The 15,074-nt window shown below is 44.0% G+C and carries 14 protein-coding genes; 7 read left to right on the top strand and 7 right to left on the bottom strand.

Going from position 1 to position 15,074, the window contains the following annotated elements:
• The first annotated feature begins 37 nt into the window (after window positions 1-37).
• From PBT90_RS02870 to PBT90_RS02860, 3 genes are read left to right on the top strand one after another with little or no spacing between them, the layout of a single operon-like run.
• On the top strand, window positions 38-1,345 hold the full coding sequence (locus tag PBT90_RS02870; RefSeq protein ID WP_270131498.1) for a cryptochrome/photolyase family protein: 1,308 nt from the start codon (window positions 38-40) through the stop codon (window positions 1,343-1,345).
• A complete protein-coding gene (locus PBT90_RS02865; RefSeq protein WP_270131496.1) occupies window positions 1,342-2,292 on the top strand; it encodes a Smr/MutS family protein in 951 nt (316 codons plus the stop codon). Before PBT90_RS02870 ends, PBT90_RS02865 begins: the two co-directional genes overlap by 4 nt.
• Before the next feature lie 3 nt (window positions 2,293-2,295).
• Window positions 2,296-3,129 carry a hypothetical protein gene (locus tag PBT90_RS02860; protein ID WP_270131494.1) on the top strand — a complete coding sequence of 278 codons (834 nt, stop codon included), beginning with the start codon at window positions 2,296-2,298 and terminating at the stop codon, window positions 3,127-3,129.
• A 7-nt stretch (window positions 3,130-3,136) separates the two neighbouring features.
• Here PBT90_RS02860 and PBT90_RS02855 read toward each other — a convergent pair whose 3' ends face one another.
• Both PBT90_RS02855 and PBT90_RS02850 read right to left on the bottom strand, forming a co-directional pair.
• The gene (locus PBT90_RS02855; protein WP_264808835.1) at window positions 3,137-4,090 is read right to left on the bottom strand and encodes an ABC transporter ATP-binding protein; all 954 of its coding nucleotides are present in this window, start codon (window positions 4,088-4,090) and stop codon (window positions 3,137-3,139) included.
• Window positions 4,087-4,437, bottom strand: coding sequence for an MmcQ/YjbR family DNA-binding protein (locus PBT90_RS02850; protein ID WP_270131491.1), 351 nt, complete (start codon window positions 4,435-4,437; stop codon window positions 4,087-4,089). Before PBT90_RS02850 ends, PBT90_RS02855 begins: the two co-directional genes overlap by 4 nt.
• 120 nt (window positions 4,438-4,557) lie before the next feature.
• Between PBT90_RS02850 and PBT90_RS02845 the strand changes: the two genes are divergently transcribed.
• The 3 genes from PBT90_RS02845 (at window position 4,558) to PBT90_RS02835 (ending at window position 6,939) form a co-directional block, all read left to right on the top strand.
• Entirely contained in the window at window positions 4,558-5,424 is an 867-nt protein-coding gene (locus PBT90_RS02845; RefSeq protein ID WP_270131489.1) for a peptidylprolyl isomerase, read from the top strand.
• A 63-nt stretch (window positions 5,425-5,487) separates the two neighbouring features.
• Window positions 5,488-5,880, top strand: coding sequence for a hypothetical protein (locus PBT90_RS02840; protein WP_270131487.1), 393 nt, complete (start codon window positions 5,488-5,490; stop codon window positions 5,878-5,880).
• 117 nt (window positions 5,881-5,997) lie between these two features.
• Window positions 5,998-6,939, top strand: a complete 942-nt coding sequence (locus PBT90_RS02835; protein ID WP_270131485.1) for a sterol desaturase family protein — start codon at window positions 5,998-6,000, stop codon at window positions 6,937-6,939.
• Here PBT90_RS02835 and PBT90_RS02830 read toward each other — a convergent pair.
• Window positions 6,932-7,690 carry a hypothetical protein gene (locus PBT90_RS02830; protein WP_264808829.1) on the bottom strand — a complete coding sequence of 253 codons (759 nt, stop codon included), beginning with the start codon at window positions 7,688-7,690 and terminating at the stop codon, window positions 6,932-6,934. The two genes, PBT90_RS02835 and PBT90_RS02830, sit on opposite strands and share 8 nt — an antisense overlap.
• A 163-nt stretch (window positions 7,691-7,853) precedes the next feature.
• On the opposite strand from PBT90_RS02830, the gene PBT90_RS02825 reads away from it, so the two are divergent.
• Window positions 7,854-8,471, top strand: coding sequence for a MarC family protein (locus PBT90_RS02825; protein WP_270131482.1), 618 nt, complete (start codon window positions 7,854-7,856; stop codon window positions 8,469-8,471).
• A gap of 28 nt (window positions 8,472-8,499) precedes the next feature.
• Here the strand turns inward: PBT90_RS02825 and PBT90_RS02820 are convergent, their stop codons facing one another.
• From PBT90_RS02820 to PBT90_RS02805, 4 genes are all read right to left on the bottom strand, one after another.
• Window positions 8,500-8,694 carry a DUF6728 family protein gene (locus PBT90_RS02820; protein WP_270131480.1) on the bottom strand — a complete coding sequence of 65 codons (195 nt, stop codon included), beginning with the start codon at window positions 8,692-8,694 and terminating at the stop codon, window positions 8,500-8,502.
• A 124-nt stretch (window positions 8,695-8,818) separates the two neighbouring features.
• Window positions 8,819-10,801: a (E)-4-hydroxy-3-methylbut-2-enyl-diphosphate synthase gene (ispG, locus tag PBT90_RS02815; protein ID WP_264808826.1), complete on the bottom strand. Its 1,983-nt coding sequence runs from the start codon at window positions 10,799-10,801 to the stop codon at window positions 8,819-8,821.
• Between the two features lie 5 nt (window positions 10,802-10,806).
• On the bottom strand, window positions 10,807-11,511 hold the full coding sequence (locus PBT90_RS02810; protein WP_270131477.1) for an SDR family oxidoreductase: 705 nt from the start codon (window positions 11,509-11,511) through the stop codon (window positions 10,807-10,809).
• Between the two features lie 63 nt (window positions 11,512-11,574).
• Window positions 11,575-15,045, bottom strand: coding sequence for a hypothetical protein (locus PBT90_RS02805; RefSeq protein ID WP_270131475.1), 3,471 nt, complete (start codon window positions 15,043-15,045; stop codon window positions 11,575-11,577).
• Between the last annotated feature and the right edge of the window lie 29 nt (window positions 15,046-15,074).

Here is a 15,074-nt window from a genome sequence, read left to right as displayed (position 1 = left end):
AAGTAAACAATTTCATGCCGCGCAGACTTTTAACCCTATGGCGAAAAAACAAAAAATAATCCTATTCTGGTTTAGAAGAGATTTGAGACTCCAGGACAATACCGGACTGTCCCAAGCACTAAAACAACACGAAAATGTACTGCCCCTATTTATTTTTGACACAAATATTCTTTCCAAACTTGAAAGTAAAAAAGATGCTCGTGTTGCATTTATTCATGATCAAATCAAGGAAATCCACAATTCATTAGGAGAAAAAGGATCCTCGCTCTTAGTGAAAACCGGTGCTCCAATAGATATCTTCGATGAGCTGCTGGGGGCCTATGATATTCAAGCGGTATTTACCAATAGTGACTATGAGCCTTACGCTAAAAAAAGGGACGAGGAAGTTAAAAACAGGCTTGAAAACGAGTCCATTCCTTTTCACACCTTCAAGGACCAGCTAATATTCGAACCGGGTGAAATACTGAATGGATCCGGCGAATTTTACAAGGTCTTCACCCCTTTCAGCAAGGTTTGGCTGGACAAGTTCAACTCCACAACTATCCAGCTTTCTGATAACCCAAACTGGAAAAACCTTTTTAAAACCAAGCCCTTTGACTTACCAAGCTTAGGGGATATTGGTTTTGAAAAATCGGAGCTAGAAATCCCCAATAATAGCCTTGACAAAAACCTGATCAAGGAGTACGATCAGACCAGGGATTTCCCTGCCAAAAATGGTACTTCTAGACTAGGAGTTCATCTGCGCTTCGGTACCCTTTCCATTCGCAAACTGGCACTAGAGGCAGCAAAGCTGAACTCCACCTATCTGAATGAATTGATATGGAGGGAGTTTTACATGATGATTTTGGCCTACAATCCCCAGGTGGTAGATGAGGCATTTAAACCCGCTTATGACAGGATTCCATGGAGAAACAATGAGGAGGAATTTAAAGCCTGGTGCGATGGCAAAACAGGCTATCCCATAGTGGATGCTGGGATGCGTGAGCTCAATACCACAGGCTATATGCACAATCGGGTACGGATGGTGGTCGCTTCATTTCTCACCAAACATTTACTCATAGACTGGAGATGGGGAGAGGCCTATTTTGCCAGCAAACTACTGGACTACGAGCTGGCCAGCAACAATGGCGGATGGCAATGGGCTGCGGGAACAGGCACAGATGCCCAGCCCTATTTCCGTGTTTTCAACCCATACTCCCAGCAGGAGAAATTTGATAAAAACTGGAAGTACATCAAAAAATGGATTCCAGAAATAAATAGCGAGAAGTACCCAAAACCCATCGTAGATCATAAATTTGCAAGACAACGAGCAATCGACACCTATAAATCAGCCCTTGCAGAATGAACATCGGAGACAGAGTAAGATTATTACACGGGAAGGAAGAAGGAGTAATCCGCAAAATATCCTCCAGCGGAAGAATTGAGATAGAAATCGAAGACGGATTTATTATCCCGGCTCTCAAAGCCGAAGTCGTACTCATACACGAGACTGAAAAAAAGCACTTTGGCGAAAAGGAGAACCCCGAACCCGAGATCCCTTCCCCTACTCCCATATCGGCACCGAAGGACCAAGGGCTTTATCTGGCTTTTATCCCAATAAATGACCAAAACCTCAGCCTATACCTGATCAATGACAGCAAGCAAGCCTATCTCGCGCATGTATCTGAGGTATTTGGCGCAAATCAACGTACGCTCTTTGCGGCAGCTTTGAATGCCGGGGAAGCCAAGAAATTTGACGATAGATTACTAAAGGAAATGGACGAATGGCCAGCTTTTTTGCTTCGCTTCATCCCCATTCATAACAGATTGGAAAAAGCCATTCCTGCTTTTGAGCGGCAGCTGAAAATGAAGCCTACTCAGTTTTTCAGGCATTTGAGCAAGGCCCCTAGACTGGACAAGACGGCTTATTTATTTGCTCTAGAGCAAACTACCAAGGAACTGGACATCCGCGCGCTGAATCAGGAACTGGAAGAGCTTAACCCCAAATCTGCTCCCATCAAAACGGTCAAACCTGGTAGAAACATTGACCTGCATATAGAAAAACTGGTAAAAGACTCCCATGGAATGAGCAATTCGGAGATGCTGAGAATCCAACTGGACACCTTCGAAAAAAATCTCGACCAGGCCATGGCTTCCGGAATGGACGAAATCACTTTTATCCACGGACTGGGAAATGGCGTGCTGCGCAAAGAAATTCACAAGTGCCTAAGCCAAATGCAAAATATTAAGTACTTTCAAGATACTCAAAAAGACCAGTGGGGCTACGGTGCCACTTTGGTCAGAATCTCCTGATCCATGTCTACCCAAGTATCTCCCGTCTTCCACCTTTTCGAAAAGCAGCATTTGGAGGCTAAGGCTTTGTTTTTGGCCTTGGGAAAGCAAATCAAATCTAAGAAGGCCATTGAGCTTTCTGAGAAAATGGATTTTTTGGAGCTCTATGCTGAGTTGATGGCCAAAGTGCACTATGACAAAGAGGGGATGCAGTTTGAAATTCTTTCCGATTTCAAAAAACTGCAGCGAAGCCTCAAAAAAGTCCTGCACATTAAACTGGCCGAGCGAAATCTGGACGAAAGAGAACTGAAAACCGGCGTCAAATACAATAGCTATAGACTCCATCTGGACAAGTACAAGAAGCAGCTTTACACGCAGACCTTTGATCTGGTGGTAGGCTCTACCCTGAAAAGCTGGGAAGAGCTTTATCAAAAAACCAAAAGCGCCAGTAAGGGAATCACCCCGCTCACGATTAATACCTCTGTGAGCAAACTCATACAGGAAGAACTGGAATTTATCCAAATTGACCTGAAACAAAACATGGAAAGCAAGGTCTTCAAGGAGGTTTTTGAGGGATTGCGTACCATCATAATGCTGGAAAACCTGCTGATCTATTTAGGCTTCAATCCTATTTTTGTGGAAAGCATTCACCGGGAAATCCATCAACTCAAGGAAAACCTCAAACCATGGTATTCCAATCACCTCGCATTGCAATCACTAATGCACTTTATCAGCGGAAAGGAAAATCTCTCCAAAAAATATCAGGAGCTGGCAAAGACGCTAAGAGCCGACAAGAAAGCCCTTTCTGCTGATGTAGGAAAGCAGGCGCATGCACTTTTTGATAAGATTTTGGTCTGAAAAATCCTCAGAGCTCCATCACCTTATGCTCATCCCAATTCAAATAAACCCGATCCCCTATCTCATATTTTCGCTGGGGATCATCTACTTCCCAGACCAAATCGGAGTCTTTCAGTCGGATCTGTAAGGAATTAAAGTGAACCAAAAACCTGGAATCTACCACATGTCCCAGCAGTCCTCCTTTGGTTCTTAGCCTGATATCTGCCGGGCGGACATAGCTTCGGTCACGCTCTGGAATTCTATTGATCGCGCTGAAAAGCCTTGCGACATACTTTGATTTTGGAGCTTCGCAAAGCTCCCTGGAAGTACCTTTTTGTACCACTTTGCCCTTTTGTAGAATAATCAGATTGTCCGTCAAGCGCAGCGCATCGTCCAAATCATGAGTTACAAAAATCACCGTAGTCCCCATTTCCAGGAAAGTCTCCTTAAGCTCAGCAATCAATCCCTGCGTCTGTATGGTGTCCAATGAAGAAAAAGGCTCATCTAAAAGCAAAATATCCGGTTCCACACTCATTGCCTTGCCTATGGCTACTTTTTGCTGCTGCCCACCGGAGAGCTGTCTGGGCATCCTGTCCCTGTACTCTTTCAGGCCTAGTATTTTTAGGAGCTTTTCCACCCGGTTTTTGGCATAGCTTTTCTCGTAATGAAGCAAGGGACGTGACAGGTTTTCCTCCACGGTGGAATTAGGGTATAGGTGAAAATTCTGATGGATCAGTTTGATCTCATCGTACCCTGAAACGATTTTCTGATTGGGGTTTAGTACAGGATTCCCGTCCAAAAAAACCTCCCCTGAATCTTGTACTTCCAGACCAGCCATGATTCTGAGCAGGGAGCTTTTGCCTGAGCCGCTTTCCCCTACTATAGCCAGGAAATCCCCTTGATTTAACTCCAGTGAAAATGGATGTAAGGCCACTTGCTCATCGTAGGATTTACTGATTTTCTGTACTGAAAAATAGCTCATGAATTGATTTCTGCTTGGAGTTTTTTAGGAAGGGAGGCAAAGATAAGTTCATAAGAATGATCTGCCAATTCCATAATAAGCTGATCAGGCACATTCCCTAAGGTACTTACAGAGTTCCACAGCTTTTTATTCATATGAAATCCCGGCGTAATGCCATCATATTGCTCCCTAAGCTCCACCGCACGCTCCGGATCACACTTGAGGTTAATATATCCAAACTCAGTAATAGAACAAATGGAAAAGATTTTACTGCCCACACGAAAGCACAAAGCATCCTCATCAAAAGGTGTATCCTCGGTCACACCGGGCTTGGCCAGGCAGTACTCACGATAAAATTCTAAGGTCATATCAGAGGGGTAAAGACAGGATAAAGAAAGGACTTGAAAGATACTGAAAAAATGAGATCAGCTTTTGCCAGTTGCTTCATTTCATTAAATTCAGCCCAAATTCAACCTGCATTTCCCCATATGAGCTTACTGAGACGCCTTTGCTATGCTGTTTTTTTCATGGCCATTTTCTCCGCTTGCCAGTCTTCTTCAATCACCAAGCTTCGTAAAAGTGATTTCGAAAAAGACATAGAATTAGTCACCAGCAAGGGCAGCATAGTTTTGCGCTTATATGATGACACTCCGCTGAGTAGAAATAACTTTCTCACCTTAGTCAAAAACGGACTGTACGACAGCATACAATTTCACCGGGTAATCAAAAGCTTTATGATTCAAGCTGGTGAACCACTAAACGAGGAGGCTCTGGACAGCAAGAAAAAATCACATGGAATCCCTGAAGTAATCCCCGCGGAAATCACCTCTACGCATTTCCATAAGAGAGGAGCTCTCGGAGCCGCCAGAATGGGTGATGATGTGAACCCCAGCCGAAATGCCAGCTCCATTCAATTTTACATCGTTCAGGGGAAAAAATTCACCGATGGCAGCCTCGATCAAGCCGAAGAAAGGGTCAACAAGCAAATAGCTTACAATCAGGTAATCAATGATCCTGCAAATAAAGCCCTATTTGAGCAATTGCAGGAATCACAAAACAGCCGAACTACATCGAGCCAACAAACCTACACTGACCTAAAGAAAAATTTAGAAAGGCTTACAGAAGAGCGGCTCAAAACCATGGAGCATTTCACCTATTCCGCTGCTCAAAGAGAAACCTACAAAACCGAAGGTGGGGCTGCACATTTGGATCAAAATTATACCGTTTTTGGAGAAGTGATATCGGGGATGGAAATTGTAGATGAAATCGCCGCCGTTCCCACCAACTCACGAGATAAGCCTTTGGATGATATCCTGATTTTATCCACTCATTTGATCAAGAGACAAAACCCCTGAGGTGTTAATCCACGCTCTGGGTCTAGTTTTCTTGCCTAGGCCAACCCTGTAAACTGCTTTGCTATGAATACCAAACTAATCATGACTTCCAGTGCGATTTTGCTTTGGGCTGCAGGATTGATTTTGACATTTACACCTGACTTTGTGCTGAAACTATTATCTCTAGCAGAAAGTCCTGCTTCCATGGTGGCGTTTCAGGTTATCGGTGCACTTTATTTCGGTTTTGGAATGCTAAACTGGATGAGCAAGGGCGGGTTGATAGGAGGAATTTATAATAGACCCATAGCGATCGCCAACTTTAGCCACTTTATGATAGCTGGATTTGCGCTTATCAAAAACCTGTCTGCAAATCCTGAATCCTCTCCTGTGCTTTGGGGCGCAGGAATCATCTACAGCCTATACGCCGTATGTTTTGCCATAATAGTATTTAGGCATCCATTACCTAAACAAAGGTAATCCTTACCAAGTAAATCCCTTAGGCTCGCTACCAAACCTCAACACCACCTTCTTTGTTAGCCTTCTAATGTGACTTTCGGCACGGAAAGCCGTAGAAAAAAACCTCATATTTGCAGCATGGAAAAATACATCAAAGCGATTTCGGACGGCTACTATGGCTATTGGAATTACTTGATCAATGAAATCCTGAACCCTTCCTGGCACAACTATTTTTATTGGCTTGTAGGGGCTTCTCTGGTGATCTGGCTGATGGAGATTGTTTTTCCCTGGAGGAAAAACCAAGCCCTGATCCGGGAACATTTTTGGCTGGATATTTTCTACCTTTTTTGGAATTACTTTCTATTTGCGCTGGTCGCCTATAATGCACTTTCCATGGTAGCCGTGGAAGCTTTCAATGACTTCCTAGGGCTTTTTGGTATCACCAATATCGTAGCTATCAAGGTTGATCAGCTTCCGCACTGGGTGCAGCTCCTCATTATATTTGTGGTGCGGGATTTTATGCAATGGTCGATTCACTGCATGTATCACCATGTGGGCTGGATGTGGGAGTTCCACAAAGTCCATCACAGCACGCGGGAAATGGGGTTTGCCGCTTTGCTAAGGTACCACTGGATGGAAAATGTGATTTACCGGACATTGGAATACATTCCTCTGGCAATGATTGGCTTTGGGATTACAGACTTCTTTATTGTACACATTTTCACATTGGTATTGGGGCAGCTTGGGCATGCCAATCTGTACATTCCACTCGGCCCATTTCGCTATGTGATCAATGGCCCACAAATGCACCTTTGGCACCATGCCCGGGAGCTTCCAGAAAGCCATCCTCATGGGTTTAATTACGGGATTTCCCTCAGTCTCTGGGACTTCCTTTTCCGAACTAATTATTGGCCCTCTGACGATGAAAACCTTCCTGTAGGGCTACCAGACGAGGAGAAATTTCCAGAGGATTTTGTAGGACAAACCTTAGTCCCTTTCAAGCGTATTTTTGCCAAAGGCACAAAAAAAACCAGTGAGGAAAACCCCACTGGCTCTTTACCGAATCAGCCTATCAATTGATTTCTATATATTTAGAATCTACGGTTTCGTTGATGAAATAAACTTTCTTTCCCCCATAGGTGCCAGACTCATAGTTGTAAGCAGCTGCCTGAAGTATTCCTGTGGAAGTAGCTTTGATTCCGCTCAGATCGGATGCTGTAAATGTGACCGAAGTGGTTTTTGATTCCTTGGTTACCACGGTATTTCCGTCAGAAAACACCCAAAGTATGTTCTGGCAATTACTCGGCACAGACTGAATTGATACCGTGACATCCCCGCTTCTGCTGAAAGATTCACCCACGGTAGAAGCAAAAAGCACCTGTCCGGGCATTTTGGTAGAAGTGGTATGTGAGAAGGCAGCAAAGCCGTTACCACCGGCAACTTCCCAGGAATTATCCTGTCCTGAAACGATGTCGTAAGAGAAATCCGTAGGATCACTGATATAGGCATTTCCTCCAGGCACGGTCAGTGCTTTGGCATTAAGCTTCACCTCGCCTACGCTCACCAGGCTTCCTCCCACATTCCCATCAAAAAATGAGGCTGATGCCACATCTATTGCAATTCCACTTACGCCGGGCACAGAAACTCCCCCGGGCACATTAGAATTCACCTTTATAGCAGCCAAGACTGCATTTGCATCATTCGGCACATCAGGGGTAGGATTAGCTTGTGACTGCGTCTGAGGCTCATCATCACCGTCTGAGCTACATGCGGAGAAAAATAAGGATGCAACAATAGCAAGCATCCAGAAGTTTGGTTTAAATAGTTTCATAGCTTTTTTATTTAAAATTCTCTTCAAAACTACTTGCAAAGCAATGCTTTGACCATACGACATTTGGCGTATTTTAGATTCTCCTACTTTTCGCGCTAAGCTGCTAAATCCTGATTAGCATCGCTAATTTGCAGCAATTGTGGTTTTGGGTATATTCGTGTCCATGGAAAGTTTAGTCGCTTTTACCCTATCTGTGTTTACGGGATTTATCGCCATCATGAATCCCATCGCTAACGTGCCCATTTTCGCATCCCTAACTGATGATGCGGACAAGCAAACCAAAAAACAAATCAGTAAGATTGCCACAATCACAGCTTTCGGGATTGTAGTGGTTTTTGTGGTCCTGGGCAAATTCATTTTCGAGCTTTTCGGAATCACCATACCAGCTTTCCAGATTACCGGTGGTATTTTGATTTTTTATGTGGGTTTTGAAATGCTGCAATCCAAAAAATCCAGCGTCAAACATATCAAAGAGCCCAATGTGGACGAAAACATTGCCATTTCTCCCTTGGCTATTCCTATTCTATCTGGGCCGGGCACTATAGTCACTGCCATGAATTTCGCCTCCAAAGGGAATTACATCAATATTCTGATTGTAATCGGTGTATTTGCCATCATGTGTGTTTTGACGCATATAGCATTCACTCTGAGCAATTTGATCATGCGAAAGCTTGGCAAAAACCTCATCGTAGTGATTGGAAAAATCATGGGGCTGATCATCGCTATCATCGGCACGAACATGATCATCAATGGGATCAAGGGTGCTTTTTTAGCTTCATAAAAAAGTTTGATCTAAGTGAAAGAAATTCCTAGATAAAGCGTTTCACTATCCAAAATATCAATGCCAAAAGAAACACTACAATGGAGATCTTATTGATCCCCTGCATCATGCGCAGGTTGAAATTGGATTTTTGATTGGGGTCTGGCTTTTGAAACACCCTGGTGAAATAATGCCCAAATTCCCCTAATTTGAAGAAATCTTTGACTTTGTTCTTATCTGACATGGATGGAGTTTCTAGGTTAACAGATTGGACTAGCAAATGGTTTACTTAAACCTTTGAGGTCTTTTTTTGACCTCGAAGGTTTATTAATTTATCTAAACCTTCGGGGTTTCAGAAACCCCAAAGGTTAAATTGAATCCGGCTCGTTCCACATCCCGTCTTCTTTGATGATTTCTATCAGTTTGTCCACAGCTTTTTCGGAAGGAACAGATCGCTTCATGACTTCCTTGCCTTTGTAAAGGGTGATTTTTCCTTTGCCGGAACCTACATAGCCATAGTCTGCATCAGCCATTTCTCCAGGTCCATTCACGATACATCCCATAATCCCAATCTTCACACCTTTCAAATGATCGGTTCGCTTTCGGATCATTGCCGTAGTTTCTTGTAGGTCAAACAGGGTTCTCCCGCAGGACGGACAGGAAATGTATTCGGTCTTGGACATTCGAGTTCTTGCGGCTTGCAAAACCCCAAACCCCACTGAATTGTGCAGCTTTATCTGTGCCAAAACCTCTTCACGACTATGCTCCTGCTCCTTTTCCAAGGAAATAAAAATCCCATCACCCAAGCCATCTATCAACAAACCTCCTACATCTGAAGCGGCATAAAGCATGGTTTTATCCTCTGATTGATCCGGGTAACTGACTTTCACGATAACCGGAATTGCGCTCCCCGCTTCCAGCACACTGATCATAGCCCTTCGCAAAGCAGGCATAGCATGCTTGTTCTCAGTTTTGATAATCAAGACTGTGTCCTTCCGAGCCGAAGTCAAAGCTAGGGCCTCCCCAATCTGCGTGTCATAAATTTCCAGGAAATTCAGGGCTGAGTGGAACTTCTCTGCAGTGGAAAAACTGACCAAATCAAACAAAGGGAACTTGTTCGTCTGATCTCCACCCACCGTCCAGATCGCTGCATCTTGGATTTCCTTCATGCCGTTTGGCAGCATAAAAGGAATTGGATTCGCACCTGAATAAACGAAGTCGCAACCCTGATCATTCATTTTCCACTTGTCCAATTCTGGCAAATAGAAATGACCTACTGACTTCATTTCCTTTTCGGTGATCTTATCAATCTTGGAAATATCCGTGATTACTCGAGGTACATTTTGTCCACCAAAATTATAGATCTCCTCACTTTCTCTTTTGAAATGCTCGTATGGGTTTACAGGATAATTTTCAATAGGCTTGATCTCAGTATGTCCTGCTCTATGAGCATAGCGGTCAATTAATGCCTTAGCAACTGGTGCTTCAAACTCAGGATCTTCCGTTAGAGATACACGTACAGTGTCCCCTAGGCCATCTTCCAGCAAAGTTCCAATTCCAACCGCAGATTTAATTCTCCCGTCTTCGGCTTCACCAGCTTCTGTCACGCCCAGGTGCAACGGGTAGGGTTTAAACCCTCCTTCGTTAAGCTTTGCTACCAAAAGCCTGTACGCCTGCACCATCACTTGGGTATTGGATGACTTCATCGATATCACAATATCGAAGTAATTCTCATCCTCGCAGATTCTCAAAAACTCCAAAGCCGACTCCACCATTCCTAGGGGCGTATCGCCATACCTACTCATGATTCGATCAGAAAGAGAACCGTGATTGGTTCCGATTCGCATTGCGGTTCCGTTTTCTTTGCAGATTTTCACCAGAGGTAAAAAGCGCTCACGGATACGATCCAACTCTTCCTGATAGGTAGCATCGGTATATTCTATTACTTCAAATTTCTTTTTGTCCGCATAATTCCCCGGATTCACACGTACTTTTTCGACGATCCTGGCAGCTACTTCGGCGGCATTGGGAGTAAAGTGTATATCCGCAACCAACGGAGTAGTATACCCTCTTTTGCGAAGCCCGTCCTTAATGTGGCGTAGATTTTCTGCCTCTTTAATACTTGGAGCGGTGATCCTCACCAACTCGCAACCAGCCTCAATCATGCGGATACTTTGCTCGATAGAGCCTTCTGTATCCATGGTGTCCACTGTGGTCATCGATTGTACTACGATTGGATTATCTCCTCCAATTACCACATCTCCGATTTTCACCGGAATGGTTTTTCTCCTGGAATAACTCGTCAAGCTATCGCAATACAGCTGATCTAATGATTTGATAATTGGCTCCATGTGGGTTATATATCTCCTAATTGAGGTCGGATTACTAATTCTTCAACAACGGATTGGGGCGAAAGGTTATAAGCGGCCCAAACTGATTCGGCAACATCAGTCGCTTTCATGAATCTTTCTATTGGCAAATCCACTCCTTCCCAACTCGCAGTATAAGTCGCGCCGGCAAGGATGGAAGTTACTTTAATTTGATGCGGTTTCAATTCTTCCCGCAGGCATTTGGTCATTCCGAGCATTGCCCATTTGGAAACTGCATAGCTTCCTCCATTTGGATAGGCAGTCAAACCAGCTACAGAACCCATGCTGAAAATATGTCCGGATTTACGGGCGATCATATCTTCTGCAAATCCACGAGTCACATAATAAGCCGAGAAAAGATTCGTCTCCATCATCAACTCGAAATTTCCCTCAGGCTCGTTATGAATAGCTCCCGGTAAGAAAACGCCGGTATTATTTACCAAAACATCCGGGGTCGCCACCGCTTTGACTTCACTGATCAAGCGAGTTACATCTGACTTTTTCGAAAGGTCTGCCTGTATGGCCAGCACCTGGATATCTCTGTATTTTGCCTGCAGTTCCTCCTGAAGCGCCTTCAAATCAGCTGTATTTCTCGCACAGGTAAAGATATCAAAACCCTCACTTGCAAATCGTTCTATGATCGCTCTTCCTATTCCTTTGGTGCCTCCGGTGACGAGGATGCTTTTACTCATTTGGTTAGTGTTTTAATAGTTAGTATGACAACTATCCAGCTTGTGCAAAGTTACATTTTTTTATCAAAACAGTGCCGAAACTTGCATTCGCCCTACATGCACGATTCTATCCAGTCCCTGGGAATTTCTACCTTCATACACCAGATTCAATTGAAGCCCCTCTCCTATTTTCTGCAGCCAATTCACATTCCAAGTGACATTGGTACCCGGTGTCAAAGCCTGTAACATTTCGTAACCCACAGGGGAATTGGTCACTCCATTGTAATCGATCTGAATAAGCTTCAAGTTTCCGGTCAGCGTAGTTTTAATGGCTCGCGCAAAGCGAAGATCCAGCCCCACTTGATGCAGTTGGGCTTTCTCCTCAAACCCTTCATTGGCAGTATTGACTTTGCCCGTAAAAGAATAGCTGGCAGTGGTACGGAAAGTAGGGCTAGGCTGCCAGGAAAATTCAGGACCAATTTGATTCTGCGAAATGGTATAATTTCTATTATCCAAAAAGTCAGAAGCTGAAAGCCGATTGCCTGTTCCTGCAATAATCCTCAAAGTAGTTTGCCCATTGAAATTGTATCGAGTATTCAATTTCCAATCTTTCTGAATCAGATCTTCAAATCCTCCAGAAAGCAATTGCTTGAACTGAGAATCGAAATACGACAAATCAAATCCATACCTGGCAGAAGCACGGTTGAAGAAAAAACTGGACCGGATCACTTGCCTGAGTGACAACACATCTTCTCGATTTACACCCCCAACAAAGGGATTTATGCGATCTAAAAAGTCGTCAGAAGTCACCTTTTTCTCTACGCTTAGACTGGTTGTATTGGAGAACTTATGCAAAAATGTCTTCAGGCCGCCAGCCTCTTTCCAGGTTTCAGGAAACTTAGCCTGAAGTCTGTAATTCAAGATACTGGTGTAAGCCTGAATGTAGGTGTCTGTAGGTACAAAAATCTTGATGTATTGCTTTTCCTCTGGATTGATGGCTAGATAGAATTCGTTCAGCTGCTGCACTCCATCCCCGTTATCATCACGCCAGGTGTGCGTCCCATCACCATTTGGGGCTGGCAAAAACACAAATTCCCGCTGTAGCTCACGTCCATTTCCTATTGCATAGGAGACTTCATTACGTAAGAGGTTTTTGCCCAAGCTTCCCTGATAGTCCAGCTTTCCCATTACCGTAAGTTCGGATTGCAGATCCCGCTGCAAATACTCGATTTCCCGATAGGTAAATGTGCTACTCAAACTATGCTGGGTCCACTGCTTCCGAAAAGTGAAATTGGAGGTGAATGCTCTGGTGTCATTCAGCAATTCACCTGCAAATGGGGCTTTGTCCTCCCGCCAGGCTGCATCTGCCAAGAAGGAATAGCTGAGGGAATCATTGCTGCGCAGGTAAATCAAATGCTGCTTGAAGTTCATGGCAGTATTGACCACAGAGTCAGTTTCTGCGCTTGTCAAGGCATTCTGGTCAAGAGAAAACTGATAGCCGGGAATTAGGAATTTTGACCGATAACTTACATCACCAAGGTATCTGGTCCAATCAGAGCGTAAGGAATCCTGACCTGAATTTAAGCGGAAAAACTCTTGCCTAAGCTTAATTCTCTTCCCTAGTTCCAAATTCCAATGGGCGGAATGCTGCGTTCCGTTCAGCACATTGGCTCTATTTCTCAGGTAGAAAAGGTAATCAAAGCGATTCTGTGCATCCTTTTCAAAACTTACTCCGGCACGAAAAAACTGCTCAGACGCAGGGCTTTGCAAGGCTGCTTGACTTAAACCCCAATCCCGGTCAAATTCAATGTATCTAAAACGATCAATAAAGTTAAAATTAGTGGAATTGTATTCATATTCCGTTTGTCCTTTCATCGTATAGCCCTTGAAAAGCGAAGATTCCCGCCCCTCACTTTGCAAACCAACCTTCATTCCCAACCCCTGATTGTCCTCGTCATCCAAATCAGAAAAGAGATTTTGATCTTGAGATGAGAGCGCCAGTTCGGTGTAAACTTTTTCGTGGTCATTCAACCTAATCCGAGTTCCTGCCGTCACCATTCTCTTGCTATCCGGAAGTGGCAATTGGGATAAAATAGAATAATCTCCCTGTGGCTGACCATTCAGTCTTGGCACATATTCATAGACTGTTCCATTCGATAACTGGCTGGAACGTCGATAATCTCCAAGCCCAGCACCCACTTGTGAAAAGCCCAATTCATAATGAGCCAACTCAGGATCATTGGAATATTCGTAATAAACCAATGGATTTCCCAGATCGTCAAATTCGGTAACTTTCTCATACAAAATCCTATTCTGATCAAATGAAACACTGTCAATTCGTGGTATTCTTGCAAGCTCGGAACTATCTCCCACGGAAGCCAAAAGCCCTAGTTCTTGCTGGGAAAACTCTGTGAAAAGTGGCCTGTTTCTATTGTCCTTTTCTTGGTAATAATTCAGATACACATCCACCTTTCCGTTTGTTTGAGAATGATTCGCTCCAAGGATAGACCTGGAATAATTTCGCTCAGCATACTCAAAATCAACCCGTACACGGGAATACTGCGTGATCAGAACTTTGGGTGTAAAAGTGATTTCTGCCTGATTGTAATCAATCACATAATCCTCGTTGAAACCACGCTTGAGCTGCTTTCCATCGAGAAACACCCGCTCAGAATTTGCCATGATGATGGCAAATCGTTCATTATTTGGACCGCTAACTCGATACGGACCGAGCACACCCTCTAAAACCGGCAATTGAATCGAGGCGAATTTGCCTTTAGCAATGGAAGCAAACGCCTGCGAACTGGCCTTCCAATTTTCACTCATTTTGTAATTGGAGGTAAACTGCAAGCCCTGTACGTTTTTGTAATAGCGTAGAAACTCAGATTGCCTTTGCTGCAAAACCACATCCCCAGCGGCCAAGCTAAAATCATCGTTATACAGCTCAATCAGCACATTGTCAAAGTCCTGAATCTGCTGTGTATTTCCCTCAGGCTGAAAAGGCACATTCTGATCAGTGATACTTGCCCGGATTTTTAGATTTTCAGCGATATCACCTTCGAGCTGAAGGTTCAAGGCCGAGTTCACAAATACATTTTGTGTATTGCCAAAAGAAATGCCGCGGGTCAGGCTACCGGATTTATACAAATTGGTGCTGGGGAAAAGCTCTTCCCGAAAATCGAAGGCCGGCAATTCCTCCATCTCCTCGTCTTTGAATCTGGCCGTAGAGTCATAATCCGTCAGTAGCGTCCTCCTTGCCACCGGCTGATCGAAGCGAACCGCAAAAGTTCTGTAACAAAGCAAAATCGAATCAGGACTAGCTTCATCCTCAAAAAGAACCTGAAGTTGGTTATTGCTGAGTCCATAGGTAAACCCATAGGTTTCCCCATTTTTATCGGTGATTTTAATGGATTCTTCGATCAGAGACAGTGAGTCCGGAACTATGGGCTGGCGCAAAACCTCCGCACTGAGCCAAAGGCATTTCTCCTGGGCGTTCGTAGTAAAAATCAGTCCCAGCCAGCAAACCAAAGAAAATATCCAGACACGCGTGCTCAATCTTTATCGCCTTTTCTTTTGAAGGTACT

The sequence above is a fragment of the Algoriphagus sp. TR-M9 genome (assembly GCF_027594545.1).
GTDB lineage: Bacteria > Bacteroidota > Bacteroidia > Cytophagales > Cyclobacteriaceae > Algoriphagus > Algoriphagus halophytocola.
This window is presented reverse-complemented; position numbering and strand designations above follow the sequence as displayed.

Bases quoted from the DNA above. Each gene is read 5' to 3' on its own strand.
- PBT90_RS02870 (WP_270131498.1), top strand. From the start codon at position 38: ATGGCGAAAAAACAAAAAATAATCCTATTCTGGTTTAGAAGAGATTTG.
- PBT90_RS02865 (WP_270131496.1), top strand. From the start codon at position 1,342: ATGAACATCGGAGACAGAGTAAGATTATTACACGGGAAGGAAGAAGGA.
- PBT90_RS02860 (WP_270131494.1), top strand. From the start codon at position 2,296: ATGTCTACCCAAGTATCTCCCGTCTTCCACCTTTTCGAAAAGCAGCAT.
- PBT90_RS02855 (WP_264808835.1), bottom strand. From the start codon at position 4,090: ATGAGCTATTTTTCAGTACAGAAAATCAGTAAATCCTACGATGAGCAA.
- PBT90_RS02850 (WP_270131491.1), bottom strand. From the start codon at position 4,437: ATGACCTTAGAATTTTATCGTGAGTACTGCCTGGCCAAGCCCGGTGTG.
- PBT90_RS02845 (WP_270131489.1), top strand. From the start codon at position 4,558: ATGAGCTTACTGAGACGCCTTTGCTATGCTGTTTTTTTCATGGCCATT.
- PBT90_RS02840 (WP_270131487.1), top strand. From the start codon at position 5,488: ATGAATACCAAACTAATCATGACTTCCAGTGCGATTTTGCTTTGGGCT.
- PBT90_RS02835 (WP_270131485.1), top strand. From the start codon at position 5,998: ATGGAAAAATACATCAAAGCGATTTCGGACGGCTACTATGGCTATTGG.
- PBT90_RS02830 (WP_264808829.1), bottom strand. From the start codon at position 7,690: ATGAAACTATTTAAACCAAACTTCTGGATGCTTGCTATTGTTGCATCC.
- PBT90_RS02825 (WP_270131482.1), top strand. From the start codon at position 7,854: ATGGAAAGTTTAGTCGCTTTTACCCTATCTGTGTTTACGGGATTTATC.
- PBT90_RS02820 (WP_270131480.1), bottom strand. From the start codon at position 8,694: ATGTCAGATAAGAACAAAGTCAAAGATTTCTTCAAATTAGGGGAATTT.
- ispG (WP_264808826.1), bottom strand. From the start codon at position 10,801: ATGGAGCCAATTATCAAATCATTAGATCAGCTGTATTGCGATAGCTTG.
- PBT90_RS02810 (WP_270131477.1), bottom strand. From the start codon at position 11,511: ATGAGTAAAAGCATCCTCGTCACCGGAGGCACCAAAGGAATAGGAAGA.